This window comes from Pseudomonas sp. LBUM1668 (assembly GCF_059695715.1).
Genome location: NZ_CP166787.1, coordinates 4639559 through 4664892, shown reverse-complemented (window position 1 = coordinate 4664892; position 25334 = coordinate 4639559). Strand labels below are relative to the sequence as shown.

Here is a 25334-nt window from a genome sequence, read left to right as displayed (position 1 = left end):
AGGCCAGAAGTCGGAACTCAAGCCATCAGATGAAGATGGTTATCCCAGAGCCCTGCCGGTAATTCCAGCGGCTTGGCCAGCAGTTCAGCCTGACGGCAATCGTAGTAGCGGCAACGCCCCTGACCCGAGGTCACGACAAAGCCGTCCTTCACCGCACCCACACCTGCGCAATCAGGCAATGGCGCATCAAGGCGCACTTCGCCGCTGTCCAGATCCCAGATAAAGAATCGATTACCACGCGGCGCTGTCAGTGCGACCAGACGCAAATCGCTGTGTACCGCAACGCTGGCCGTGTAATGCCCCATCGACTGCAATTGATGCTCAGGCACCGGGAACGCCACGAACGGCTGACCCGGACGCTTGATCGCCAGCAGCTCAGAACGCTCATGCGACGCGCCCATGAATTGCTGACCGGCGACGATGGTGCCATCGCTGGCAATCCCCAGGTGGCGCACGCTGTTCATCTGCTGGGCGAGGGTTTCCTTGCTCAGCAGGGTGCCGTCGCGTTGCATCAGGACCAGGCTCGGTTCCATGGCGCTGAGGTTCATGTCGACGCGGCTTTCTGCCTCGGTCCGAATCCCGCCGTTGGCCACTACCAGCGTTTCGCCATCCGGCATCCACGACACCTGGTGCGGGCCGAGACCATGGGTGGAAATCTCGCCGCTGTGCACCAGCCGCTCACCTTCGAACTTGTACACCCCGAGCAAGCCACGACCCGGATCGGTGGTGTCGTTTTCGGTGGCGTACAGGTATTCGCCGTCCTTATGCACCACGGCGTGGCCGTAGAAATGCCGGTTTGGCTGCGACGTCACAGTCTGCAGCAATGTGCCGTCACGCAGGTCGATCAGATAGCTTTCAGTGCCCGGCCGACGGGCGACGAACAGCGCAATCGCAAGCGTCGGATGATTGATGATGTCGTGGCAGCGCTGACCCACCTCGGTGGCGAACACGCGCGTGCCATCCAGCCGATAGCCGACGGCGTAGTGCTTGCCGTCGGTATCGTCGCGAGCCGACAGCAGCAGCGGGCTCTGATCCTTGCGTTTGAACAGCGTCCAGCCGCCCAGCGTCACTGCTCCCAGCAGCAAACTACCTAAAGTCAGAGCCTGGCGTCGCAGCATGGCACTTGCCCTCATCAGTCACCGTCGTTGGCGTTGAAGCCCAGTTGAATACCCAGCGCCTTGGCCAGTTCGCCTTCGTGCAGGCGATGGACGACGTTGAGGCTGTCGTAGATGTCGTTGAGTTGTTGCCGACCGGCGTCGTCTTCAAGCATTTCGCCGAGCGAACGCTGGGTGCTGTCGAACAGTTTCAGCGACGCGGCATAGGCAGCATCGATCTTGTCCGCCAGTGGCTTTTGCTCAGCCGGCAACAGACCGCGCAGGCCTTTGTTGTCGACGCCTTCCCAAACGGTTTTGGCGGCGGCGAGGCTGGCTTGCAGCGCGGTCATTGACGACTGGCTGCGCCACGCATCGGCCTGGAATGGCTGCGGCACACCTTTGCTCTGACGGCCCATCGGCGTGCCGAGTTTTTTCTTCAGGGTGTCGAGCGCGGTGACCTGCACACGCAGCAGATCGGCGATCGCTTCGTGGGAGTCAGCGTAGCGCTGGTTGGGGAACTTGCTCATCTGCGCGAGCATGCCGTCGGTGTTGTTCCAGCCTTGCAGAATCTCTTCGGCCAATTGCTTCTGGCGTTCGCCGATGGCGATCAGCAGCGGGCAGTATTTGGCTTTCTGCTCAGCGTTGGCGACGTCTGGCTTGGCGTCGAACAGGATGTATTCGTAAGCCGACAGGCCTTGCACCACCACGCTCGATTTGGCCAGTGCGGCGGCGTCGATCTGCGGTTGCGCGACGACCAGTTGCTCGACCTGACGGCCGACGAGGTTTTTCTTGTCGGGCCAGAACTGCACCTGCCACGAACGGTTGCCCTCGGCCAGTGGCCCGATCAGCAGCGGTTGCAGCTCGGCCCAGGCTTTCTGCGCGTGCAGGAAGTCGGCGCGGGCGGTTTCCAGCGTCTCTTTGCCCTGGCAGTAGGCGAGGGCGCTGACGGCCAGTTGCTTGTCGGCCTCGGCCCAGCGCGTGTAGGTCGGCAGGATCACCGATTTGGCGATGGCTGCCGAGGTAACGGCTTGCGGATCCTGCGGCGAGCAGGCGCCGAGGGCGATGGCGGCAAGGCTGGTGAACAACAGCTTGGGACGGAACATGTCGGGCTCCCGGATCTTTATCTGTATTTAAAGTGAGTTCAAAAACGCCAGCAGCGCGGCACGCTGCTCGGCATTGAAAGCTAAAACCTGTTGTTGCGCAGCTTGCGCTTCGCCGCCGTGCCAGAGCACCGCTTCGAGCAAATTGCGGGCACGACCATCATGCAGAAACTGGGTGTGGCCACTGACCGCTTGCGTCAGGCCGATCCCCCACAACGGCGGCGTGCGCCAGTCGCGGCCGGAGGCCTGGAATTCGGTGCGGTTGTCGGCCAGACCGTCGCCCATGTCATGCAGCAGCAGATCGCTGTACGGGCGAATCACTTGACTGGCCAGCTCAGGTTCGGCGGCGTTGGCGGCGGTGGTGTATTTCGGTGTGTGACACGACTGGCAACCGGCCTGGAAAAACAGGTTTTTGCCGGCCAGCACTTGTTCGTCGTTGATGCCTCGGCGCGCTGGCACGGCCAGGTTGCGGCTGTAAAACAGCACCAGTCGCAGGATGTTATCGCTGACCTCCGGCTCGCCATTCGGGCCATTGCCGTTCGGCGCCTGTCTGCAGGCGGTTTGCGCGTCGGTACAGTCATCGAACGGTCTCAGGCTGGTGGTGAGGCCCATATCACCTGAAAACGCGTGAACATTCTGTTGATTGAGGTTGGGTTGCCCGGCTTTCCAGCCAAATCGACCGATGACGGTTTTTTGCAGTTCGTCGTCCCAAACGCGGTTCGGTCGGCCATTGATGCCGTTTTTGTCTTTGGCCTGCGCGGCAGCGTTGGCGAGGATCGCATCTTCGGGGATCGCTTCGAGCAGGCCGAGGCCGATCATCGGCGGGGCGACACGCGCCGAGAAACGCGTGTCCGGGTGCATCGGGCCGTAGCCGAGCTGAGTGATCTGCAGCGCCGGTTTGCGCAGTTCGACTTCGGTGCCGTCCTTGAAGCGCACGGGAACCGGCGTGTACTCGACGCGCACCTTGCCTTCCGGCGTAACACCCGGCACGGCCATGTCCTGGAACTGTCCGCCGTACACCGGCTCCGGCACTACGCCGAGCTGCTCGATGACTTTGGCGTATTGCGGCGCATCGGGGATCGACAGGCGCACCAGCATCGACACCGAGTTGGCCGCGTCTGGCAGTGGCGGATGACCGCGACCGTCCTTGATGTGGCAGTTCTGGCAGGCGTTGGTGTTGAACAGCGGGCCGAGGCCGTCGCGCGCGGTGGTGGTCGACGGCGCTGTCACCCAAGGGCTGCGAAAGAAACTGTTGCCGACGCTGAAATCCACCCGCCGCGACGGCGGCAGATTGGCCGAGGGCAGGGAGAATGCGTTCTGATCGCTCTTGCGCACGGTCGCCGCACCGCCCGAGCGTGCTTCATCGGGCTCAGCCTTGGTGAAACGCGGGGCGTCATCGCAGGCACTCAGGCCCAAGGCCAGAAACAGTGCGGACAAGCGAAGAAGCAGCGAGGGCATCAGACATCCTGCGGACGGGCGAAAACAAAGGCGCAAAGTCTAACAGGGCGAGGGAGTTTGAATAAGAGGAATTATCGTTTGCTTGATGTGGGGCAGATCCCTGGGCCAATGCAAAACCTTGTAGGAGTGCTCGGCTCTTGGGAGCACCAACCAACCTGTAGGAGCTGCCGCAGGCTGCGATCTTTTGATTTTGCTTTAAAACAACAAGATCAAAAGATCGCAGCCTGCGGCAGCTCCTACATGTGGGGGCGCTTTTGCAGGCATGAAAAAGGCGACCCGAAGGTCGCCTTTTTCAGTCAGACATTGTTGATCAGAACTCGTGATCAGCGCTGTCCGGGTTCAGGTCGCTGATGCCCAGTTTGCCGGCAGCGGCTTCGATCGAACCGGTCTGCTTGACCAGGGATGCGATGGCGTCACGGACGATCTGGTTGCCAGCGGTGTTGCCGGCAGCGATCAACTGGTCGTAGTGCTCACCCTTGTTGGCGTGATCAACCATGACCTGGATCTTGGCTTCGGTCGCGGCCAGATCGGCTTTCAGTGCGGTGTCGGCAGCCGGATCGGCCTTGGCCACCAGCGACGACAGGCTGGCGCCGGTCATCTTGGTGCCGTCAACACGGGTGTACTCGCCCAGGTAAACATTACGAATGCCTTTGGCATCGTAGAAGTGCGAGTAGTGCGTGTTGTCGCTGAAGCAGTCCTGTTCGTCTTCCGGGGAGTTGGCTTCCAGAGAAACCTTCATGCGCTCGCCCGCCAGTTCGCCCAGGGACAGGCTGCCCATGCCGAAGAGCATTTTGCGCAGACCGGTTTCGCCCGACTCGGCTTCCAGGGTGGCGCGGTAGTTGTCAGCCACGTTTGGCTTCCAGTTACCGACCATTTCTTCCAGGTCGCTGACCAGCAATTGGGTCACGGACTTCAGGTAAGCGCGGCGACGATCGTTGTGACCGCCAGTAGCACCGGCGCCTTCCAGGTAGTCGGAAGCAGGACGGTTGCCAGCGCCAGGGCCGGTACCGTTGAGGTCCTGGCCCCACAGCAGGAATTCAATGGCGTGGTAGCCGGTGGCGACGTTGGCCTCGGAACCGCCCAGTTCATTCAGGCTGGCGAGTTTTTCCGGGGTGATGTCTTTGACGTCGACCTTGTCTTCGCCGACCTGTACTTCGGTGTTGGCGATGATGTTGGCCGCGGCACCCGGGTTACCCAGTGCGTGCTCGTAGGATTTGTCGACGTAGTCGATCAGACCCTCGTCCAGCGGCCAGGCGTTAACCTGACCTTCCCAATCGTCGATGATGGTGTTGCCGAAGCGGAACACTTCGCTCTGCAGGTACGGCACGCGAGCAGCGACCCAGGCAGCCTTGGCGGCTTTCAGGGTGTCGGCATTCGGCTTGGCCAGGAAGGCGTCGACGGCGGTTTGCAGGGTTTTCGCGGTGGATTCGGCATCGCTGTAAACGGCGAAGACCATGTCGGCGTAGTGCGCGACCACAGCCTTGGCGGCGGCATCGTCAACTTTACCGGCAGCAGGAGCAGGCGCAGCGGCAGGGGCTGGAGCAGCGCTGCTGGAAGCCGGCGTCATTTCAGAGGCTTTGTCTTTGTCTTTGCCTTCGCCGCAACCGGCGAGAGAAATAGCGATGGCCAGCAAACTGGCGGTAGCCAGAGGCATACGAATCATGGCGAACATCCTGCTTCGGTAGTTGAGTGGACTCGCGCTGGGGGCGCAAAACTGCGACATAATGCAAATCTTTCGCATTATGTGTAAAGGGTCGTGCTTGGAAATATTTCTTATTCGCGCATCAAGATCAAAAGATCGCTGCCTGCGGCAGCTCCTACAGGAGAACGCATTTCAAATGTAGGAGCTGTCGAGTGAAACGAGGCTGCGATCTTTTGATCTTCTAGAGGATTGCCGCGTTGCTGCGCTGCGCCTGCTTCAGATAAACGCTCAGCTCGCGTGCCGGCAGCGGTTTGCTGTAGTGATAGCCCTGACCTTCGTGGCAGCCTTCGGAGATGATGTAGCTTTCCTGCTCGGCGGTTTCAACGCCCTCGGCGATCACCTGCATGCCGAGGCTTTTGCCCAGTTGGATGATCGCGCGAACGATGGTCGCATCGTCGTCGTCATCGAGCAGATCCTGCACGAAGCTCTTGTCGATCTTGATCTTGTCCAGCGGCAGGCTTTTCAGATAACTCAGCGATGAATAGCCGGTGCCGAAGTCGTCGATGGCGATCAACGCACCCGAGCGACGCAGGCTCAGCAAGTGCTGGGCAGCGGTGCTGATGTCTTCCATCAGGCCGGTTTCGGTCACTTCCAGTTCCAGGCTGCGTGGCGGCAGGCGGTACATCTGCATCAAGTTGTTGACCACCCGTGGCAGCTCGGCGTGGTGCAATTGCACGGTGGACAGATTGACCGCCATGCGCAGATCGGCGAAGCCTTGATCGTGCCATTCGCGCAATTGCTTGCAGGCCTGATCGAGTACCCATTCACCGATGGCGATGATCGTGCCGTTCTGTTCGGCCAGCGGGATGAACAGGTCCGGCGGCACCAGACCGTGCTCCGGATGCTGCCAGCGAATCAGCGCCTCGACACCGACCACGCGGTGATCGCGATAGCTGATCTGCGGCTGATAGACGAGGTAGAACTGGTCACGCAGCAACGCATCGCGCAGGTCTTTTTCCAGTTCACGCCGGCGGCGCATCTCGCTGTCGACGCTGGCGATGTAGAACTGATAACGATTGCGCGAGCGAGTCTTGGCCAGCGTCATGGTCTGCTCGGCTTTCTGCAAGAGCTTCTCGGTGCTGTCGCCATCTTCCGGGAACAGGGTGATGCCGATAGTCGCGCGCAGGCGGATTTCCTGATGATCAAGGGCAAACGCTGCTTCCAGGTCATCGAGAATGCTTTGCGCCAGTTCCGCGGCTTCGTAAGGCTGTTCAATATCGGCTTGCACCAGGGCGAACTGATCGCCGCCCAAACGGGCGAGGGCGCCGAGGCGGCCGCTGTGGGCACGCAGTCGATCGGCCAGCGCCAGCAACAATTGGTCGCCGGTCTGGTAGCTGAACTGCTCGTTGATGCCTTTGAAATCGTCCAGCCCCACGCATAACACCGCGACCCGGCGTTGCAGTTTGCCGGCGTCGACCAGAATCTTGTCCAGTTGCTGCTGCAACTGCTGGCGGTTCGGCAGACCGGTGAGGAAATCGTACTGGGCCATGCGCAGCAGACTGTTTTCCGCTTCGTGACGCAGATGCGTATTGCGTTCAATCGATTCGAGCAACTGGTTGGCGGTGTTGATCCAGATGCCCAGTTCGTTTTTCTCGTGGCCCTTGAGCTGCGGGATCTTGTGCTCGCTGGGACGGTCCGGATTGATCTCGGTAAGGTGCTCGATGATCCGTGACAGCGGTTTGGTCAGCAGCCAGTGATAAACCAGATACAGCACCAGGCCCATGGCCAGCGCACGCAAAACGCCGGAGATAAAGATGATGACCGAACTGACGATAAAACCTTCGCCATAGGTGGCGGTGTCGAGGGTGATGCTCAGGTCGCCATAATATTCACTGTACGGCCCGCGTCCCACCAGTTGGGTGGTGAAGGTGCGCTCCTTGCCCAGAATCAGGTCGGTCAGCCAGCGGCTGCTGGAATGCTGCAACTCGCGGGATTTTTGCGCGAGCATGGCTTCATTGGGATGGCCGATAGAGGCCTGACGCACGGCGTCGTCCTGGAACAGGCCTTCGATCACCTGCATGCCCATCTCCCGATCCAGGCTATAGACGGCCTGAGTGGAGGGGTCGCGGAACATATCGAGGATGCGTTCGGCATCGCCGGCCACGGCCTGACGGGTTTTATAGGCGTCGAACACAATCTGCGCGCAGCTCAAGACTACGCCAACGATCAATGCCGACAGGAGCACGACCCGGAGCAACTTCACCGACAAGCTGTTCTTGAGTTCCAGCTTCAAAGGGTTATTCCTTGTTCCGTGCGGGTAGCGTCAGTTTGCCATGAGTATTGGCAATCCCGTGTTGGCAGTCAAAGGGACAATCGGGCACAGGATAATTTGCCTGTGGGCTTGGCCAGAATGCTGCCATCTGGAGTATTAGCCCTATTTGTACTGTGTCGGTAGTTTTAGCCCTCAACTTGAGCGATGCGGGGCAAATTTTCCTCTGTTGGATGTTAGCCCGCTGTGGCGCGGCAGCAAGCAGCGCTGACCAGCATTCACCGTGAGAAAAACGCTATCCCCTGTAGGAGCTGCCGAAGGCTGCGATCTTTTGATGTTGATTCTATAAACCATGATCAAAGATCTCAGCCTTCGGCAGCTCCTACATAAATCAAAGGCATAAAAAAACCCGGCCATGGCCGGGTTTTTTATCTGGCGCGCAGCTTAAGCAGTAAAGGTTTTGCCTTCGAACTGCTCGGCAACAAACTTCCAGTTGACCAGGTTCCAGAACGCTTCGACATACTTCGGACGAACGTTGCGGTAGTCGATGTAGTAAGCGTGTTCCCAGACGTCGCAGGTCAGCAGCGGGGTGTCGCCGCTGGTCAGCGGGTTGCCGGCGCCGATGGTGCTGGCCAGGGCCAGGGAACCGTCAGCCTTTTTCACCAGCCAGCCCCAGCCGGAACCGAAGGTGCCGATGGAGGTTTTGCTGAACTCTTCCTTGAACTTGTCGAACGAACCGAACGCAGCGTTGATGGCTTCAGCCAGCGCGCCGGTTGGTTGACCGCCGGCGTTTGGCGCCAGGCAGTTCCAGTAGAAAGTGTGGTTCCAGACCTGAGCGGCGTTGTTGAAGATGCCGCCCGAGGAAGTCTTGACGATCTCTTCCAGGGTCTTGCCTTCGAACTCGGTGCCTGGCACCAGGTTGTTCAGGTTCACGACGTAGGTGTTGTGGTGCTTGTCGTGGTGAAATTCCAGGGTTTCCTTGGAAATGTGCGGCTGCAGGGCATCGTGTGCGTAAGGCAGCGGCGGCAATTCGAAAGCCATGATGATTCTCCTAATCAGGTCTGTTGCGGTGAGCGCAAGGCCGATCACGGGCGGCCAGAAATGCACCGACGAGTTTTTACTCTTTGCGGCGCAGGGTTCGGATCATAGCACCGGGGTTGCGGCTTAACCACGCAACAACTGTGTGGAATAGAGGTTCCAGAGCCTTTTGGAATAAATCAGCCAGCGATAATTAATTGACCCGCCACGGCGAACATCATCAACGCCACGACCAGATCGAGAATCCGCCATGTGCTTGGCCGAGCCAGCCAAGGCGCCAGCCACGCAGCACCCAGCGCCAAAGTGAAAAACCACAGCAGTGACGCACTCGCCGCGCCCACCACGTAAGCGCCCGGCACTGATTGCTGAGCACCAAGTGAGCCGATCAGCAACACCGTATCCAGATAAACGTGCGGGTTGAGCAACGTCACCGCCAGCGCACTGAGCATCACCGCCCGCAGCGAACGCACGGTCTGGTTCCCGCCCTGATCCAGACTTTGTTTCGAGAATGCCCGGCGCAGTGCCTGGCTGCCGTACCAGATCAGGAAGGTCGCGCCGCCCCAACGGGCGATCGCCAGCAGCGTCGGACTCTGCGCCAGAATCGTCGCCAGACCGAAAACCCCGGCAGCGACCAGCAGCGCATCGCACACCACGCACAGCGCTGCCACCGGCAGGTGATGCTCGCGGCGCAGGCTCTGCGCGAGGACGAAAGCGTTTTGCGTGCCGATGGCCATGATCAGTCCCAACGCCACCAGCAAGCCGTTCACATAGCTCTGCCACATAACAATTACTCCGCGTTGGCTGCGAGATCGCGCAGCACTTGCATGGCGCGCTCGGCGTCGGCCTGGCCGACAAATAGATGGTCGTGGTAGTAGCCGGCGATCACGTTGCAGCTGATTCCGGCCTTGCCCAGTGCGGTGGCGAACGCGGCGGTGAGGCCGACCGCTTCCAGCGCCGAATGCACGTTGAGAGTGATCCACGCGGCAACATAGTCGAAGCTCAAACCGGCCTGCTCGGCGTGGGCACGTTCGAGAATCACGGTCAGCCCTTCCTGTTCGCGGAAGCTGCCAATGACCTCCAGACCGCTTGGTAAGTTGCCGTTGCGCAGGGTGCAGAACACGTATTCGCCGGCATTGAGTTGCGGACTCATGCTGCGCAGCAAGGTCGTGAGTGAAGTTTCGCCAGCCATGAGTGAAGTCCTGATAAGAGTGCTTGCTGGCTATTCTCCGACTGAAAGCTGTATAAGAAAAACCAATAATGCTGATCGCTCATTAGGAAAACTGATGTTCGACTATAAATTGCTTTCCGCTCTGGCCGCCGTGGTCGAGCAGGCCGGATTCGAGCGTGCAGCGCAGGTGTTGGGTTTGTCCCAATCGGCGATCTCGCAGCGGATCAAACTGCTCGAAGCGCGGGTCGGCCAACCGGTGCTGGTGCGCGGTACGCCGCCATCGCCGACCGAAATTGGCCGGCGTCTGCTCAACCATGTGCAGCAGGTGCGCTTGCTTGAGCGCGACTTGCAGAGCCTCGTGCCTGCATTGGATGAAGAAGGGCTGCCGGAACGCCTGCGTATTGCCCTTAACGCCGACAGCCTCGCCACGTGGTGGGCGCCAGCGGTGGGGGATTTCTGCGCCGAACAACATTTGTTGCTCGATCTGATCGTCGAAGACCAGACTGTCGGCCTCAAACGCATGCGTGCCGGTGAAGTGGCCGCCTGCCTATGCGCCAGCGAACGACCGGTAGCGGGTGCGCGCAGCGTTTTGCTCGGCGCCATGCGCTATCGCGCAATGGCCAGCCCGGCATTTATCGAGCGACATTTCCCCGATGGCGTGCGCGCCGAACAACTGCCGCGCACGCCGGCGCTGGTGTTTGGCCCGGACGATTTCCTCCAGCATCGCTATCTGGCATCGCTGGGCGTGGATGGCGGTTTCGAACACCATTTGTGTCCATCATCCGAAGGTTTTATCCGTCTGGCCGAGGCCGGTCTGGGCTGGGGCCTGGTGCCGGAACTGCAAGTGCATGAGCAATTGCAACGCGGCGTGTTGCGCGAACTGTTGCCAGATAAACCGATCGATGTGCCGTTGTACTGGCATCATTGGCGCAATGGCGGTCAACTGCTGGGCTTGTTGACCGAGCAATTGGTGCGTTCTTCAGCGCAATGGCTGGTGCCCTTGAAGCAGCTGTAAGCGTCAAGCTGCAAGCGGCAAGTGAAGCGCTTGCGCACTGTTTTTATCTTGCAGCTCGAAGCTTGAAGCTCGCAGCTGGTTTTGTTGGAGCTCTACATGAAAATTCTGGTCACCGGCGCAAGCGGCTTCATTGGCGGACGCTTTGCGCGTTTCGCCCTGGAGCAGGGCCTGGACGTGCGGGTCAACGGCCGCCGCGCCGAGAGCGTCGAGCATCTGGTGCGCCGTGGCGCCGAGTTCGTCCCCGGTGATCTGACCGATCCGCAACTGGTGCGCGATCTCTGCGCCGACGTCGAGGCCGTGGTGCATTGCGCGGGTGCGGTTGGCTTGTGGGGCCGTTATCAGGACTTCCATCAGGGCAATGTCCAGGTCACCGAAAATGTCGTCGAAGCCTGTTTGAAACAACGGGTGCGGCGTCTCGTGCATTTGTCGTCGCCGTCGATTTATTTCGATGGTCGCGATCACCTGGGCCTGACTGAAGAGCAGGTGCCCAAACGCTTCAAACATCACTATGCCGCGACCAAGTATCTGGCCGAGCAAAAGGTCTTTGGCGCACAGGAATTCGGCCTGGAAACCATCGCCCTGCGCCCGCGCTTCGTGACGGGCGCCGGTGACATGAGCATTTTTCCGCGCCTGCTGAACATGCAGCGCAAGGGCCGTCTGGCGATCATCGGCAACGGCCTGAACAAGGTCGATTTCACCAGCGTGCACAACCTCAACGAGGCGTTGCTCAGCAGTCTGCTGGCAGCCGGTTCTGCGTTGGGCAAGGCCTACAACATCAGCAACGGCGCCCCAGTGCCCTTGTGGGATGTGGTCAATTACGTGATGCGCAAAATGGACGTCCCACAGGTCACCAAGTACCGATCCTACGGGCTCGCCTACAGTGTCGCGGCGCTGAATGAAGGTGCCTGCAAACTCTGGCCGGGACGTCCGGAGCCGACGCTGTCGCGTTTGGGCATGCAGGTCATGAAGAAAAATTTCACCCTCGACATCAGCCGGGCACAGCATTATCTGGACTACGATCCGAAAGTCAGCCTGTGGACGGCCCTCGACGAGTTCTGCGGTTGGTGGAAAGCCCAGGACATTCGCTGAAACCTGTTGATACCAATCGGCCGGCCGGCAATGAACCGCACCGCAGGTTGAGGGTCAATCCCTGCGGCTGCGGCGGTTATACTTCGCAGCATTTAGCCATCACCGCGATTCACAAAGGTTGCCTCAATGTCCATGCGTAATGATGCCCACGACGATTTCGATGATGTACCGAGCCTGCGTGCCGACACCTTCGACGACGATGACATTCCGACCACTGCCCGCACCGCCGTGCACTCGCGTACGCCGCCGGTGGTCAAGGTCAAGGCCGCCAGCACCGGGCCGCTGTGGGCGTTGGTCGGTGCACTGTTCTTCGCGTTCATCGGCCTGGCATGGTGGAGTTTTCAGCAGATCTCGCTGATGGAGCAGCAACTGGTGGCCACCCAGGAAAGTTTCGCGCGGATCAGCGAGGAAGCGGCGGGGCGCTTGCAGGATATTTCCGGCAAGGTCGTCGCCAGCCAGACCAACGTCAGCACTGACAGCGAAGCCTTGAAGCTGCAGATCAAACAGCTGGAAGGCAAGCTGCTCGATCAAAGCAAACAGCAGCAAGGTGTGGCGGGGCAGGCCAGTGATCTGGACAAGCGTCTGGCGCAGATGAGTGCCCAGACCACCGAGCAGCAGACCGCGAATACACAGTTGCAAGCGCAGGTAAAAGCTCTGGGCGCAGAGCTGGCAACCATTAAAAGCACTCCGGCCGACACCAGTAAGGTTGACGCTCAGCTCAAGGCTTTCGATGCGCAGTTCAAGAGCCTTGGCGCTGATATAGCGGCGCTGAAAAAGCAGGGTAACCCGAGCGCCGAGATTGATCGTCTGGCGCAGGAAATCGTCGTCCTCAAAAGCATGCAGGACAACCGCCCGGCCACGCCACAGGGTGGCGGCAACACGGCCGAGTTCGATGCGTTCCGTGGCCAGATGACCCGCAACCTCAACACGCTGTCGGCGCAGATCCAGAACTTGCAGCAGCAGATCAATGCGCGGCCCTGAGATCGGATGATGTGTCGATGAACCCTGTGGTGAGGGGTATCTGTGGAGAGAGGATTTATCTGTGGAGAGGGGATTTATCCCCGATGGGCTGCGCAGCAGCCCCAACCCAGACCACCCATTTTTACTGACCCACCGCACTGAATGGCTTGGGGGCTGCTTCGCAACCCATCGGGGATAAATCCCCTCGCCACAGATAATCTGTACACAGATAAATCTCTTTTCACAGCTAAATCCCTTCCCCACAAATAAAACCACCCACCACACAAAGCTGCGGCAGTTTTCAGAAACAATCTGAATATCCATACATCACCCCAACCCGTCTACGCTCTTGAAACACCAACAAGAACGAGGGATGCGTCATGGGGTTTTTGCATAAAGTGGCCTGGCTCGGCGTGATGCTGTTAGTGGGGTTGGGGCAAGCCAGCGCCGCGACCACGGAGAAGGATGACAGCAAGGCTGCTATTGCCCTGCTGGAAAAGGCACTGGCCTATTACCACGACAACGGCGACAAGGCGTTCGCCGCATTCAGTCGCCAGGGCGAGTTTGTCGACAAGGACCGCTACGTGTTTGTGGTCGACACCAAAGGCGTGATGCTCGCCAGTGGCGGCCCGTCATCGGCGCTCATCGGCCGCGATGTCAGCGAAGTGCTCGGCCCTGATCTGCAAAAAGCCTTCAAGGAAGCGTTGCGGGTGCCGGAAGGCAATGGCATTCAGCAGGCCGAATACCGTTGGCAGAACTGGGCCGACGGCAAGGTCGAGCGCAAACATGTGTTTTATCAGCGCATCGGCCAGCGCATCCTCGCGGTCGGTTACTACCTGCCCCGTGCGTCGGCAGAACAAGCCAAGGCGTTGCTCGACAAAGCCGCCACGGATCTTGGCAAAGACGAAAAAGGCACGCTCACGGCGATCAATTCGCTCAAGGGCGGTTATCTGCAGGATGACCTGTATGTGTTCGTGGTCGATCTGAATAACCAGCGCTACGTCGCCCACGGCACCAATCTGCGCCTGATCAATACCGACTTCGGCAAGATCAAGGACCCGGAAGGCAAACCGGTGGGCGAGCCGATTCTGGCGCTGATTGGCAAGCAGGACGACGGCGAATACGAATACCGCTGGAAGAACCCGGTGACCGGCAAGGTCGAAGACAAGCATGCGTACCTGAAGAAGGTCGGGCATTTTCTGGTGGCGGTTGGGTATTACAGCCCCTGAAAGTCAAAAGATCGCAGCCTGCGGCAGCTCCTACAAGGGGGGCAATGTTTACCGAAACCCCCTGTAGGAGCTGCCGCAGGCTGCGATCTTTGCTGTTAGCGGGCGCCGTGCTCACGTCCGCGCAGCAGGTTGTTCGGCATCGCAATCGCCGCCGCCAGCCCCAGCAGCGACACCGCCGCACTGACCCACAGCAAATGCCGGAAGGTCACCGCAAGCTCCGCGCGCAAAGCGTTTTGCGCATCCCCCGGCGCCGCGTTCAAACCGTCCAGCAGTACGTTGCCGGAATGTCCCTCGGCCATCAGCGAACTGCTCGCCAAATGGGCGAAATTCGAATCCTGCAGCAACGCCAGCAACAGCGCCGACATCAACGCCACACCCACCGCGCCGCCCAGCGAGCGGAACAGGTTGGTGGTGCTGGTGGCGACGCCAATGTCGCGTTGCTCCACCGAGTTCTGCGTGCCGACCAGTGAAGTCGGGAACTGCATGCCGCCGGCAATACCGCTGAGCAACATGAACAAACCGCTCATCAGCGTCGCCTCGGGCGGGCTGAAGGCCATGCCGACAATCGAGATCGGCATCAGGATCGCACCCGTCAGAATCTGTGGTTTGTAGCGACCGGTGATGGACGTGCGCCGGCCGGCAAAAAACGCCCCGATCGGCAGACCCATGGCCAGCGGCAGCAGGTGCAGCGCGGCACTGTCGGCGCCGGCACCGGTGACGGTTTGAAAGCGCAGCGGCATCAACACGATCAGCGAAATCGCCTGGAAACTGGTGAAGAAAATCGTGCACCAGCACAGCAACGCATTACGGTTGGCGAACAGATGCATCGGCAACAACGGCTCCCGTGCGCGACGCTCGTGCCAGACGAAAATCGCCAGCACCACGACCGCACAAGCGAACAACCCCAGCACTTCGCTGCTGCGCCACGAATGGCCCTGACCGACCTGCGTGATGCCGAGCAACAACGCCGTCAGGCCAATGATCATCAGCAACGTGCCGAGATAGTCGATGACCGGTTTGCGCTGCGGAATCGGCAGCCCGCGCAGATTGCGATTGGCCACCCACCAGGCGCCAAGGCCCAGTGGCAGGTTGATCAGAAACACCCAGCGCCACGACAGGTATTCGGTCATGTAGCCGCCCAGCACCGGGCCGGCCACGCTTGCGACGGCGTACATACTGCTGAAGTAACCCTGATAGCGGCCGCGTTCGCGTGGCGGCACGATGTCGCCAATGATTGCCTGGCTGACCGAGATCATTCCGCCCGCACCAATCCCCTGAAGAATCCGCGCCAGCACCAGTTGCTCCATGCTTTGCGCCATGCCGCAGAACAGCGAGGCCAAGGTAAACAGGCCCATGCCGAACAGCATCAGTTTGCGTCGCCCGTACAAATCGCCGAGCTTGCCGTAGATCGGCACCGCCACGGTCATCGCCACCATGTACCCGGAAATCACCCAGGCCAGCAGGCTGACGTCCTTGAACTGTGCGGAGATGGCCGGCATCGACACGGCAACGATGGTCTGATCCAGCGCACCCAGAAAAATCGCCATCATCAGCGCGACCAGCACGCTGCGAATGGCCGGTTTGGGCGTTTCGGGGTGATTGAGATGGGTCACGGGCAAAACCTGCGGGCAGTGGAAGTCCCGCAGATCATCAGGCGAGCGGGGATGCTCGCCAGTGTAAGTCGGTAGCAGGCTATTCGATAGCCTCATAAGGAAGTCCGACGTAATTTTCTGCAATGGTTTTTCGACCGGCTTCTGAACTGACAAAGTAGTCCAGTTCCGACGCGCTGATGCGTTGGGTGAACGCATCGTGATCGTCGAAGCGATGCAGCATCGAGGTCATCCACCAGGAAAAACGCTCGGCCTTCCACACCCGGCGCAGACAGATCTCGGAGTATTTCTCCAGTAGCTCCGTGCGACCGTCGCGATAGACCTTCAGCAGAATGTTGAACAGTGTGCTGACGTCGCTGGCCGCCAGATTCAAACCCTTGGCACCGGTGGGCGGGACGATGTGCGCGGCGTCGCCGACCAGAAACATCCGTCCGTACTGCATCGGCTCGACGACAAAACTGCGCAGCGGCGCGATGCTTTTTTCAATAGACGGGCCGGTGACCAGTTTCTCTGCAAGCTCCACGGGCAAGCGACGTTTCAGTTCATCCCAGAAGCGCTGATCGGACCAGTCGTCGACGTTTTCGTCTGCCGGCACTTGCAGGTAATACCGGGTGCGAGTCGCCGAGCGCATGCTGCACAGGGCAAAACCACGTTCGTGGCGGGCGTAGACCAGTTCGTCATGCACTGGCGGGGTATCGGCAAGAATCCCCAGCCAGCCGAACGGATACACCCGCTCGAACACCTTCAGACAATCAGCCGGAATCGACTGGCGGGCGACACCGTGGAAACCGTCGCAACCGGCGATGTAATCGCAGTCGACACGCCAGGCTTCACCGTCCTTTTCGAAGGTGACAAAAGCTTCGTCGCTTTTCATGCCGTGAGGAACGACATCGCTCGCTGCGTAAATCGTCGTCGCCCCCGCCTCCCGACGAGCGGCCATCAGGTCGCGGGTGACTTCGGTCTGGCCATAGATCATCACGTTCTGGCCACCGGTCAAAGCGTGCAGATCGATGTGCACCTGGCGCCCGTTCAACGCCAGATCGAACCCCCCGTGCACCAACCCTTCGGCATCCATTCGCTGACCGACGCCCGCCTCACGCAACAGCTCTACCATGCCTTGTTCAAGCACACCGGCGCGAATCCGCCCGAGCACATAGTCAGGTGTTTGACGTTCGATGATGAGTGTATCGATGCCAGCGTTGTGCAGCAGTTGGCCGAGGAGCAGTCCGGACGGACCGGCGCCGATGATGGCGACTTGGGTTTTTAGCGTTTTCATTGTTTTTATGACTCGCAAGCTTCACGCGACATTCGCCGGTGAATGATTTTTATGGATCGAGTGCTTGCATTTTTCCCTTGCGGGTCTGTCAATTGAAGGTGAAAACTGAGCCGATACCTGTACATTCTGCCAATCGGGGCGATTATCGCCCGCAATACAAGAGGCCTGGATTGAAGTGATGAACAAGCCCGAGCTGCCTTCGATTCCGGTGTTCAAGCTCTACGGTGAAAGCCTGGACTGGCCGACCCCTGACTTGCTGCACTGTGAAACCATTTCCTCACGCAGTCGCGAACATCAATGGGAAATCAAACCCCACCGCCACGCCGATTTGTGTCAGTTGCTCTTCGTATTCAAAGGTCAGGCAGAGCTTGAAATCGAAGGCCAGCGCACCCAGCTCGAAACACCCGCGATTCAAGTCCTGCCGCCGCTGTCGGTGCATGGCTTTCGCTTTTCCGAGGACGTTGAAGGGTTCATCGTTACCCTCGCAACGCCGCTGATCCATCACTTGCAGGCTCAACTGGGCGACGCGGTGCACGCGTTGGCGCAGGCGCATGCTTACTCGGCGGGCAACGACGGCGATTATCTGAACAGCCTGTTTTCAGCGTTGCAGGCTGAGTACAACGGCCATCAACCGGCGCGGGAAATGCTCATGCATGCGCTGGTCAGCGTGATCATGGTCTGGGTCAGTCGTCAGGCAATCGTGCGCCATAAGGCCAGCCAGCGGCCACAGCGCCAGCGCGAATACCTCAATGGGTTTATCCAACTGGTGGAAGAGACTTACCGCCAGCATGTGAAGGTTGAGGATCTTGCGCATCGACTGGGCATTTCGGTGTCGCACCTCAACGGCACCTGCCGTGAGCTGGCGGGGCAACCGGCGTTGCAGATCATGCACGAGCGTCAGTTACTGGAAGCCAAGCGCTTGCTGACCTACACCAGCATGACGATTTATGAGATGTCGGAATTGTTGGGGTTTTCCGATCCGACCAACTTCACGCGGTTGTTCAGGCGTCGGGTGGGGATATCGCCAAAGGCGTTTCGCGACCGGTTGAAGGCCGAGCAATAGCCTCATAAACGCTGCAAAAACCTGTGGGAGCTGGCTTGCCAGCGATGGCGGTGGCTCAGTCGACATCAATGTTGAATGTGAGTCCGCAATCGCCGGCAAGCCAGCTCCCACAGGATCGCATTCCAGTCAGCTGGATCAGCGCAATGCGTTCAGCGTGGCATTGTGCGGAATGCAGCGCTCGAAGTTGCAACTCGCGTATTCGCGGGGCAGTTGTCGCTGTTGCTCGACCCGCCAGGCCGCAGTGCCATACAGCGCGAGCGTGGCGGCGCAGGTAATGAAAATTGCGAAATACCTTCTTGTTTTGATGTTCATGGTGTTCGACCTCTGAACGAATACTCTGCGGTATTACTTTCAGCATAGAACAAGATCAAAAGATCGTCCGATCGCGGCCCGAGCCTTTGGCAGCTCCTACATAGACCCTGTAGGAGCTGCCGAAGGCTGCGATCTTTTGATCTTTACAGGCCCACATCCCATTCAGGATTCTCGGGAAACCTCACCACCAGAAAATCCAGCAGGCTGCGCAACGCCGTCGGCATGTGTTTGCGTGAGGCGTAGACCGCGTAGATGTTCATCTGTCGCGGTTCGGCATCAGGTAGCAGCCGAATCAATTCACCCGCATGAATATGCCCCCCGGCCTGATACGTCGGCAGCATCGCCACCCCGGCGCTGGCCAGGGTCGCGCGTAACAACGTACTGGCCTCGTTGGCGCTGATGTTGCCCTGCACCGGCACGGACACCTGCTCGCCATCCTCTTCGAAGTGCCACAGACTCTTGCCGAAATACGAGTGGGTCAGGCAGTTGTGCCGGCTGAGATCTTCGACGCGCTGTGGCGCGGGATTTTCGCGCAGATACGCCGGGGTCGCGCAGACCACCGAGCGGCACACCGTCAGGCGCCGGGCAATCAGGTTAGGGTCCAGATCGTTGCTGGTGCGAATCGCCAGGTCGATCCGCTCATCCACCAGATTCACCGTGCGATCAAGCATCTGCAGGTCAATGCTCACGCCCGGATAGCGCTTGACGTAAGCCGCCATCGCATCGGCCAGTTGCGCCTGGCCGAACGAGGTGCTGACGCTGATCCGCAGCAACCCGCGCGGCGCATCGTCGGGCTCGCTGACGGCGGCTTGCATGTCGCTCGACAGTTCGATCATCTGTCGGCAACGCGGCAGGATTTCACTGCCGGCAGCGGTCAGGCTCAATTTGCGCGTGGTGCGGTGCATCAGGCGTGCACCGACCCAGTCTTCCAGCTCTGCCAGATAACGCGAAACCACCGGGCGTGACAGGTCCAGATGATCGGCGGCGGCCGACTGGCTGCCCAGATCCACCACCGTGACGAATACTCGCATTGCTTGGAGACGATCCATGATTTGCCCGCTTTCAGAAACAAACTATGTTCAAGCATCGCATTTTTTGTACTGACTCAGGCAACTAAGCTCTGTCCCATCGCCAGACACGGCATTTCGGATACTGGAGCAACAGATGATCGGCTTCACCACAATCAAACGCGTTTTACTCGCCACGGCCTCCCTCGGCTTCGCCGCCCACGCAGCCGCTGCCAACCTTACCCTCGATGTCTATAACCCTGGCACCAACGCTATTTTTCCGGTGACCTCGGTACTGGTCAGCGGCGCGAAAGACGCGATTCTGGTCGACGCGCAGTTCGGCAAATCCCAAGCCGAGCAAGTGGTGGAAAAGATCCGCGCCAGCGGCAAGCACCTGACCACCATTTACATCAGCCACGGTGATCCGGATTACTACTTCGGCCTCGATACCCTGACCAAAGCCTTCCCTGACGCCAAGGTGCTGGCCTCGCAGCCGACCGTTGATCACATCAACAAAACCGTCGAAGGGAAACTCGCGTTCTGGGGCCCGAAAATGGGCGCCGACGTGCCCGCCAAAACCATCGTGCCGGGCGTCCTCAAGGGCGACAGCCTGATGCTCGAAGGGCAGAAGTTGCAGGTGATCGGGCTGGACGGCAAACAACCGGACCGCAGCTTCGTGTGGATTCCGTCGCTCAAGGCCGTGGTCGGTGGCGTGGTCGTCGCCGAAAACATCCACGTCTGGATGGCCGACACCCAGACCGCGCAATCTCACGTCGATTGGCTGGCGACACTGCACTCGATCGAAACCCTGAAACCGCAAACCGTGGTGCCGGGACATTACCTGGGTGAGAGCAGCCGTTCGCTGGCCAGCGTTAAATTCACTGCCGACTACATCAAAGCGTTCGACGCAGAAACCGCCAAAGCCAAGGACTCCGCTGCACTGATCGCCGCGATGAAAAAGCGCTACCCGACGCTGGGCGAGGAAAGCTCGCTCGAACTGAGCGCGAAAGTCGCCAAAGGTGAGATGCAGTGGTAACCCGCTGACACTGACCGCTCAAAAACTGAGGACTGAAGACTGCATTTGTGGCGAGGGGATTGCCTTACAACAGTAGATTTTTGCCGTTACTGAAACACTCAAGCCAACTGGAGAATGTCATGAGAAAAATCGCAATCATTGGTGCCACCGGTCGTGCCGGTAGCCAACTGCTGGAAGAAGCCCTGCGTCGCGGTCATAGCGTCACTGCCATTGCCCGCGATACTTCGAAGATCGGTTCGCGTGCAGGTGTAGTCAGCAAGAATGTCGATGTGCTGGATTCAGCCGCACTGCAAGACGCCGTGGCGGGACACGATGTGGTGATCACCGCCGCGCATTTCGCCACGGTGCCGGCCAGCGCCATTGTCGGGCCGGTGAAGCAGGCGGGTGTGAAACGCTTGTTGGTGGTCGGCGGTGCTGGCTCGTTGTTGCTGCCGGACGACACTCGGGTGATCGACAGTGCAGGTTTTCCGGCGGAGTACAAAACCGAAGCCAGTGCCGGTGCTGCGTTTCTTGATGCTTTGCGCCAGGAGAAGGATCTGGACTGGACCTTCCTGTCACCGTCGGCGGAGTTTGTCGAAGGTGAGCGCAGCGGCAAGTTCCGCGTCGGCCAAGATCATTTGCTGGTGAGTGAAGAAGGGCGGAGCTGGATCACTTTTGCCGATTACGCGATTGCGCTGATCGACGAGGTGGAAGCGCCGAAGCATTCGCGTCAGCGGTTTACGGTCGGCTTCTGAACCCACACACACACACATCCCGTGTAGGAGCTGCCGAAGGCTGCGATCTTTTGATCTTGTCTTTAAAAAACAAAAGTCAAAAGATCGCAGCCTGCGGCAGCTCCTACAGGGGATTAGGGTTTCTGGTTTGACGGGATGTTCAGCGGGTGTGGGCCTGCTCAACCAGCCACAGCATCAGCTCTTCAAGCTGCGGCGAAGTTTCCCCGCCCTGCGGCACCACCAGGTAGTACGCCAGCCCGGTCTTCACCTTCAGCTCAAACGGCATCACCAGTCTTCCCGCGTGCAAGTCATCACCGATCAGTGACCAATCACCGATGGCAACCCCCGTCCCGTGGGACGCCATCGACATGGCCTGATCCAGCGTCTCGAAATGCTGACCGCTGCTGACATTGTTCAATTGAAGTGCGGCGGCGCTCAGCCACACCGACCAGTCCTGCACATCGTGCGTCGGATGCAGCAGCAGATGTTGCTGTAGATCGGCGGGTGTCTTCAGCGCCGGCGAGCCTTTGAGCAGCAGTGGCGAACAGACCGGTGTCAGTTGTTCATCGAACAGATGCAACGCACCCGGCGAGTTGTCTGGCGATGTTCCATAAATCACCGCCGCGTCGAACTGCTCACGTTGAAAGTCGACGCCATGTTGCAAGGACGCGGTCAGTTTCACCGGTACGTCCGGGCGCTCCTTCTGCCATTGCAGCAACCGTGGCAAAAGCCAGCGCATCACACAACTCGGCGCCTTGAGTTGCAGGGTCTGACGGCGCACGCCGATCTGCTCCACGGCCTCGCCAAGCAGGCCGAACATCTGTTGCACGCGCAACATCCATTCCCGACCTTCGGCTGTCAGCTTCAACCCTCGGGCCAGACGAATAAACAGCGGATAACCCAGATGCTCTTCCAGCCCGGCGATCTGTCGGCTGACCGCGCCCTGCGTGATGTGCAACTGCTCGGCAGCCCGGGTGAAGTTGCAGCACTGGGCGGTGATCCAGAACGTGTGCAGGGCGGGCAGGGGCGGCAGTCGTTTCATTTGGCTTCAAGCTATGACGTGAGGACATGGCTAGTATGACTTTTAATCGATTGTTGCGGCTACCCACCGCCAGTTCAATGAAGCCCATTCCACGAACAAGAAGGGCAATCGACATGGCGACGTGTGGCGAAGTACTGGTCAAGTTACTCGAAGGTTATGGGGTCGAGCAGGTGTTCGGCATTCCCGGGGTGCACACCGTGGAGCTGTATCGCGGGCTGGCCCGTTCGAGCATCAACCACGTCACCCCTCGGCATGAACAGGGCGCCGGATTCATGGCTGACGGCTATGCGCGCACCAGCGGCAAACCGGGTGTGTGCTTCATCATTACCGGCCCGGGCATGACCAACATCACCACCGCCATGGGCCAGGCCTATGCCGATTCGATCCCGATGCTGGTGATCTCCAGCGTGCAATCGCGCAGTCAGTTGGGCGGCGGTCGCGGCAAACTCCACGAGTTGCCGAACCAGAGCGCATTGGTCGGCGGCGTTGCAGCGTTCTCTCATACGTTGATGTCGGCGGCGGAATTGCCCGGCGTCCTGGCTCGCGCCTTCGCGCTGTTCCAGGCCGGCCGTCCGCGTCCGGTGCACATCGAAATTCCTTTGGATGTGCTGGTAGAAGAGGCCGATGAACTGCTTGCCAGCGTCCCGGTCAACATCGACCGCGCAGGTGCTGCCCCGGCTGCCGTGAGCCGTATGACCGAGCTGCTGGCCGGCGCCAGACGTCCGCTGATTCTTGCTGGCGGTGGCGCCATCGATGCCGCCGCCGAACTCACCGAATTGGCCGAGTTGCTCGACGCCCCGGTGGCGCTGACCATCAACGCCAAAGGCATGCTGGCGTCCCGTCACCCGCTGCTGATCGGCTCGACGCAAAGCCTGGTCGCCACCCGCGCATTGGTCGCCGATGCCGATGTGGTTTTGGCCATTGGCACCGAACTGGCGGAGACCGATTACGACGTTACTTTCGCCGGTGGTTTCGAGATTCCCGGCAAGCTGCTGCGCATCGATATCGACGCCGATCAGACCGTGCGCAACTATCCGCCGCATGTCGCCCTGGTGGCCGACTCGCGCAACGCCGCGCAAGCATTGCTGAGTGCGCTGTCGCACAAACCACTGGCCGAGCGCAGCAGCGATTGGGGGCAGGTTCGTGCTGCGCGTCTGCGCGATGATCTGGCCGCCACCTGGGACGCACCGACGCGGGCCCAGACGCGTTTCCTTGAAACCGTGCTGCACGAATTACCGAACGCGGTGTTTGTCGGCGACTCCACGCAACCGGTGTACACCGGCAACCTCACGTTCAACCCGGAGCGCCCGCGTCGCTGGTTCAACTCGTCGACCGGTTACGGCACCCTCGGTTACGCATTGCCTGCGGCCATCGGTGCGTGGCTCGGCGGCAGCACCGAGAGCGGGGTTCGCCCACCAGTGGTCTGTCTGATCGGCGACGGTGGCCTGCAATTCACTTTGCCGGAACTGGCCAGCGCCGTTGAAGCGCGCACACCGGTCATCGTCCTGCTGTGGAATAACCAGGGCTACGAAGAGATCAAGAAGTACATGGTCAACCGCGCCATCGAGCCGGTCGGCGTGGACATCTACACCCCAGACTTCATCGGTGTGGCCAAAGCTCTTGGTTGCGCGGCTGAAGCGATCAATTCGGTTGAGCAGTTGCGTGGCGCACTCAGGGCCGCAACCGATCGCCAAGGCCCGACAGTGATTGAAATCGACCAGAGCCAATGGATGCAGGCGGTGGCGCAATGATCAATTTCCCCACCACACTCGACGGCCTCTACATCAACGGCCAATGGGCGACTGGCCGCGAGCATTTGCGCGTGATCAACCCCGCCACCGAAGCGCTGCTGACCACGGTCATCGGCGGTGACGAGCGCTCAGTCGATCAAGCCGTCAGCGCGGCGACTGAAGCTTTCAAGAGCTGGTCGCAAACCACGGGCGCCGAGCGCGGCGTGATCCTGCGCAACATCGCCACCGGAGTGCGCAACGGTCGCGAGCACTTGATGAAATTGCAGTCGAGCAACAACGGCAAACCGCTGTTCGAAGCGGCCATCGATGTCGATGACGTGATCGCCACGTTCGAGTACTACGCCGAACTCGCCGAAGGCCTCGATGCGCAACAGGACAGCAACGTGCCGCTGCCCAGCGAAGATTTCAGCGCACGCCTGCGACGCGAGCCGTGCGGTGTGGTCGGGTTGATCGTGCCGTGGAATTTCCCGATGGTCACCACGGCATGGAAACTCGCGCCAGCCCTGGCCGCCGGTTGCTGCGTGGTGCTAAAACCGTCGGAAGTCACGCCTTTGCCGGAGCTGGAACTGGCCGCGATCATTGCTGAGTCCGGATTGCCGAACGGTGTATTCAATTTGGTCTGCGGCACCGGTCTGGCAGTGGGTGCACCGTTGTCGGCAGATCCGCGTATCGCCAAAATTTCCTTCACCGGCAGCAATGCGGTTGGCGTGCAGGTGATGCAGAGGGCCGCTGAAACCGTGAAGGGCGTCAGCCTGGAACTGGGTGGCAAATCCTCGTTGTTGATCCTGGCAGATGCCGATCTGGACTTGGCGGTTGAACTGGCCTGCGGCGGCGCATTCTTCAATGCAGGGCAAATGTGCTCGGCCACCAGCCGCGTGCTGGTCGCTGAAGAGTTGGAGGAAGAGTTCCTCATGCGCCTGCAAAAACGTGCGCAGGCAATTCGCGTGGCTGACCCGTTCGACCCGGAAGTGGAAATGGGCGCACTGGTCAATCAGGCGCAGTACCAGCGTGTGCTTGGGCATATTGATCGTGGGCTGAGTGCTGGCGCGAAGTTGCTCTGCGGCGGCAATCGTCCTGAGCATTTGCCGCGTGGATACTTCTTGCAGCCAACCGTGTTCACTGACGTGCCGCTGGACAGTGCGCTGTGGTGCGAAGAGATTTTCGGGCCGGTGCTTTGTGTGCGCAGTTTCAGCAGCGAAGCCGAGGCGATTGCATTGGCTAACGACAGCCAATTCGGGCTGGTCGCCAGTGTGGTGACCCGTAATGTCGAGACCGCCGATCGTGTCGCCAACGCCCTGCAGGCGGGTCTTGTGTGGCAGAACGCGCCGCAAGTGATTTTCCCGCAAACCGCGTGGGGCGGTTACAAGCAGAGCAGCATTGGTCGTGAATTGGGGCCTTGGGGGCTGGCGGCGTTTCAGGAGATCAAGCATGTGATTAGGGCGGTTTGACTGGACTGGCCTCT

The 25334-nt window shown here is 59.9% G+C and carries 22 protein-coding genes; 9 read left to right on the top strand and 13 right to left on the bottom strand.

Annotated features, from left to right (window positions below; all coding sequences use genetic code 11):
* Positions 1-17 precede the first annotated feature (17 nt).
* From ACA061_RS21005 to ACA061_RS20970, 8 genes are all read right to left on the bottom strand, one after another.
* Positions 18-1118, bottom strand: coding sequence for a DUF1513 domain-containing protein (locus tag ACA061_RS21005; RefSeq protein ID WP_150601709.1), 1101 nt, complete (start codon positions 1116-1118; stop codon positions 18-20).
* 14 nt (positions 1119-1132) lie between these two features.
* Complete coding sequence (locus tag ACA061_RS21000) at positions 1133-2197, bottom strand: imelysin family protein (RefSeq protein WP_150601708.1); 1065 nt, start codon at positions 2195-2197, stop codon at positions 1133-1135.
* A 27-nt stretch (positions 2198-2224) separates the two neighbouring features.
* Positions 2225-3652: a di-heme oxidoreductase family protein gene (locus ACA061_RS20995; protein ID WP_497299975.1), complete on the bottom strand. Its 1428-nt coding sequence runs from the start codon at positions 3650-3652 to the stop codon at positions 2225-2227.
* Positions 3653-3962: 310 nt separating this feature from the next.
* Entirely contained in the window at positions 3963-5315 is a 1353-nt protein-coding gene (locus ACA061_RS20990; RefSeq protein WP_150601706.1) for an imelysin family protein, read from the bottom strand.
* Between the two features lie 220 nt (positions 5316-5535).
* Positions 5536-7587, bottom strand: a complete 2052-nt coding sequence (locus ACA061_RS20985) for a putative bifunctional diguanylate cyclase/phosphodiesterase (protein WP_150601705.1) — start codon at positions 7585-7587, stop codon at positions 5536-5538.
* Between the two features lie 420 nt (positions 7588-8007).
* Positions 8008-8604: a superoxide dismutase gene (locus tag ACA061_RS20980; RefSeq protein ID WP_042560704.1), complete on the bottom strand. Its 597-nt coding sequence runs from the start codon at positions 8602-8604 to the stop codon at positions 8008-8010.
* Between the two features lie 176 nt (positions 8605-8780).
* Positions 8781-9383, bottom strand: a complete 603-nt coding sequence (locus ACA061_RS20975; RefSeq protein ID WP_150601704.1) for a LysE/ArgO family amino acid transporter — start codon at positions 9381-9383, stop codon at positions 8781-8783.
* Positions 9384-9388: 5 nt separating this feature from the next.
* Positions 9389-9790 carry an ACT domain-containing protein gene (locus ACA061_RS20970; RefSeq protein ID WP_150616205.1) on the bottom strand — a complete coding sequence of 134 codons (402 nt, stop codon included), beginning with the start codon at positions 9788-9790 and terminating at the stop codon, positions 9389-9391.
* A gap of 94 nt (positions 9791-9884) precedes the next feature.
* On the opposite strand from ACA061_RS20970, the gene ACA061_RS20965 reads away from it, so the two are divergent.
* The 4 genes from ACA061_RS20965 (at position 9885) to ACA061_RS20950 (ending at position 14062) form a co-directional block, all read left to right on the top strand.
* Positions 9885-10784 carry a LysR family transcriptional regulator ArgP gene (locus tag ACA061_RS20965; RefSeq protein WP_150616204.1) on the top strand — a complete coding sequence of 300 codons (900 nt, stop codon included), beginning with the start codon at positions 9885-9887 and terminating at the stop codon, positions 10782-10784.
* A 96-nt stretch (positions 10785-10880) separates the two neighbouring features.
* Complete coding sequence (locus ACA061_RS20960; RefSeq protein ID WP_150601701.1) at positions 10881-11873, top strand: NAD-dependent epimerase/dehydratase family protein; 993 nt, start codon at positions 10881-10883, stop codon at positions 11871-11873.
* 126 nt (positions 11874-11999) lie between these two features.
* Positions 12000-12854: an ATPase gene (locus tag ACA061_RS20955; RefSeq protein WP_497299974.1), complete on the top strand. Its 855-nt coding sequence runs from the start codon at positions 12000-12002 to the stop codon at positions 12852-12854.
* A 359-nt stretch (positions 12855-13213) separates the two neighbouring features.
* The gene (locus ACA061_RS20950; RefSeq protein ID WP_497299973.1) at positions 13214-14062 is read left to right on the top strand and encodes a cache domain-containing protein; all 849 of its coding nucleotides are present in this window, start codon (positions 13214-13216) and stop codon (positions 14060-14062) included.
* Between the two features lie 95 nt (positions 14063-14157).
* On the opposite strand, the gene ACA061_RS20945 is transcribed toward ACA061_RS20950, so the two are convergent.
* Together ACA061_RS20945 and pobA are read right to left on the bottom strand one after the other, a co-directional pair.
* Positions 14158-15675: an MDR family MFS transporter gene (locus ACA061_RS20945; protein ID WP_497299972.1), complete on the bottom strand. Its 1518-nt coding sequence runs from the start codon at positions 15673-15675 to the stop codon at positions 14158-14160.
* Positions 15676-15754: 79 nt separating this feature from the next.
* A complete protein-coding gene (gene pobA / locus ACA061_RS20940) occupies positions 15755-16948 on the bottom strand; it encodes a 4-hydroxybenzoate 3-monooxygenase (protein ID WP_497299971.1) in 1194 nt (397 codons plus the stop codon).
* 178 nt (positions 16949-17126) lie between these two features.
* On the opposite strand from pobA, the gene ACA061_RS20935 reads away from it, so the two are divergent.
* Positions 17127-18011 carry a helix-turn-helix domain-containing protein gene (locus ACA061_RS20935; protein ID WP_042560695.1) on the top strand — a complete coding sequence of 295 codons (885 nt, stop codon included), beginning with the start codon at positions 17127-17129 and terminating at the stop codon, positions 18009-18011.
* A 135-nt stretch (positions 18012-18146) separates the two neighbouring features.
* Here ACA061_RS20935 and ACA061_RS20930 read toward each other — a convergent pair whose 3' ends face one another.
* Together ACA061_RS20930 and ACA061_RS20925 are read right to left on the bottom strand one after the other, a co-directional pair.
* Positions 18147-18323, bottom strand: a complete 177-nt coding sequence (locus tag ACA061_RS20930) for a hypothetical protein (protein ID WP_176091768.1) — start codon at positions 18321-18323, stop codon at positions 18147-18149.
* Between the two features lie 143 nt (positions 18324-18466).
* Complete coding sequence (locus ACA061_RS20925) at positions 18467-19372, bottom strand: LysR family transcriptional regulator (protein WP_210555044.1); 906 nt, start codon at positions 19370-19372, stop codon at positions 18467-18469.
* 115 nt (positions 19373-19487) lie between these two features.
* On the opposite strand from ACA061_RS20925, the gene ACA061_RS20920 reads away from it, so the two are divergent.
* Positions 19488-20366: an MBL fold metallo-hydrolase gene (locus ACA061_RS20920; protein ID WP_497299970.1), complete on the top strand. Its 879-nt coding sequence runs from the start codon at positions 19488-19490 to the stop codon at positions 20364-20366.
* Between the two features lie 119 nt (positions 20367-20485).
* Positions 20486-21100: an NAD(P)-dependent oxidoreductase gene (locus ACA061_RS20915; protein ID WP_497299969.1), complete on the top strand. Its 615-nt coding sequence runs from the start codon at positions 20486-20488 to the stop codon at positions 21098-21100.
* Positions 21101-21239: 139 nt separating this feature from the next.
* On the opposite strand, the gene ACA061_RS20910 is transcribed toward ACA061_RS20915, so the two are convergent.
* Positions 21240-22121 (bottom strand): LysR substrate-binding domain-containing protein, encoded by an 882-nt coding sequence (locus ACA061_RS20910; protein WP_150616197.1) that lies wholly within the window; start codon positions 22119-22121, stop codon positions 21240-21242.
* 113 nt (positions 22122-22234) lie between these two features.
* Here ACA061_RS20910 and ACA061_RS20905 point away from each other — a divergent pair, with 113 nt between their 5' ends.
* Both ACA061_RS20905 and ACA061_RS20900 read left to right on the top strand, forming a co-directional pair.
* A complete protein-coding gene (locus ACA061_RS20905; RefSeq protein ID WP_497299968.1) occupies positions 22235-23872 on the top strand; it encodes a 5-guanidino-2-oxopentanoate decarboxylase in 1638 nt (545 codons plus the stop codon).
* Positions 23869-25320 carry an aldehyde dehydrogenase family protein gene (locus tag ACA061_RS20900; protein ID WP_497299967.1) on the top strand — a complete coding sequence of 484 codons (1452 nt, stop codon included), beginning with the start codon at positions 23869-23871 and terminating at the stop codon, positions 25318-25320. The genes ACA061_RS20905 and ACA061_RS20900 overlap by 4 nt, the downstream gene beginning before the upstream one ends.
* Positions 25321-25334: the final 14 nt, after the last annotated feature.

Excerpts from the sequence above, each read along its gene's own strand:
- ACA061_RS21005 (WP_150601709.1), bottom strand. The coding sequence starts at position 1,118 with ATGCTGCGACGCCAGGCTCTGACTTTAGGTAGTTTGCTGCTGGGAGCA.
- ACA061_RS21000 (WP_150601708.1), bottom strand. The coding sequence starts at position 2,197 with ATGTTCCGTCCCAAGCTGTTGTTCACCAGCCTTGCCGCCATCGCCCTC.
- ACA061_RS20995 (WP_497299975.1), bottom strand. The coding sequence starts at position 3,652 with ATGCCCTCGCTGCTTCTTCGCTTGTCCGCACTGTTTCTGGCCTTGGGC.
- ACA061_RS20990 (WP_150601706.1), bottom strand. The coding sequence starts at position 5,315 with ATGATTCGTATGCCTCTGGCTACCGCCAGTTTGCTGGCCATCGCTATT.
- ACA061_RS20980 (WP_042560704.1), bottom strand. The coding sequence starts at position 8,604 with ATGGCTTTCGAATTGCCGCCGCTGCCTTACGCACACGATGCCCTGCAG.
- ACA061_RS20975 (WP_150601704.1), bottom strand. The coding sequence starts at position 9,383 with ATGTGGCAGAGCTATGTGAACGGCTTGCTGGTGGCGTTGGGACTGATC.
- ACA061_RS20970 (WP_150616205.1), bottom strand. The coding sequence starts at position 9,790 with ATGGCTGGCGAAACTTCACTCACGACCTTGCTGCGCAGCATGAGTCCG.
- ACA061_RS20965 (WP_150616204.1), top strand. The coding sequence starts at position 9,885 with ATGTTCGACTATAAATTGCTTTCCGCTCTGGCCGCCGTGGTCGAGCAG.
- ACA061_RS20960 (WP_150601701.1), top strand. The coding sequence starts at position 10,881 with ATGAAAATTCTGGTCACCGGCGCAAGCGGCTTCATTGGCGGACGCTTT.
- ACA061_RS20955 (WP_497299974.1), top strand. The coding sequence starts at position 12,000 with ATGTCCATGCGTAATGATGCCCACGACGATTTCGATGATGTACCGAGC.
- ACA061_RS20950 (WP_497299973.1), top strand. The coding sequence starts at position 13,214 with ATGGGGTTTTTGCATAAAGTGGCCTGGCTCGGCGTGATGCTGTTAGTG.
- pobA (WP_497299971.1), bottom strand. The coding sequence starts at position 16,948 with ATGAAAACGCTAAAAACCCAAGTCGCCATCATCGGCGCCGGTCCGTCC.
- ACA061_RS20935 (WP_042560695.1), top strand. The coding sequence starts at position 17,127 with ATGAACAAGCCCGAGCTGCCTTCGATTCCGGTGTTCAAGCTCTACGGT.
- ACA061_RS20930 (WP_176091768.1), bottom strand. The coding sequence starts at position 18,323 with ATGAACATCAAAACAAGAAGGTATTTCGCAATTTTCATTACCTGCGCC.
- ACA061_RS20925 (WP_210555044.1), bottom strand. The coding sequence starts at position 19,372 with ATGGATCGTCTCCAAGCAATGCGAGTATTCGTCACGGTGGTGGATCTG.
- ACA061_RS20920 (WP_497299970.1), top strand. The coding sequence starts at position 19,488 with ATGATCGGCTTCACCACAATCAAACGCGTTTTACTCGCCACGGCCTCC.
- ACA061_RS20915 (WP_497299969.1), top strand. The coding sequence starts at position 20,486 with ATGAGAAAAATCGCAATCATTGGTGCCACCGGTCGTGCCGGTAGCCAA.
- ACA061_RS20910 (WP_150616197.1), bottom strand. The coding sequence starts at position 22,121 with ATGAAACGACTGCCGCCCCTGCCCGCCCTGCACACGTTCTGGATCACC.
- ACA061_RS20905 (WP_497299968.1), top strand. The coding sequence starts at position 22,235 with ATGGCGACGTGTGGCGAAGTACTGGTCAAGTTACTCGAAGGTTATGGG.
- ACA061_RS20900 (WP_497299967.1), top strand. The coding sequence starts at position 23,869 with ATGATCAATTTCCCCACCACACTCGACGGCCTCTACATCAACGGCCAA.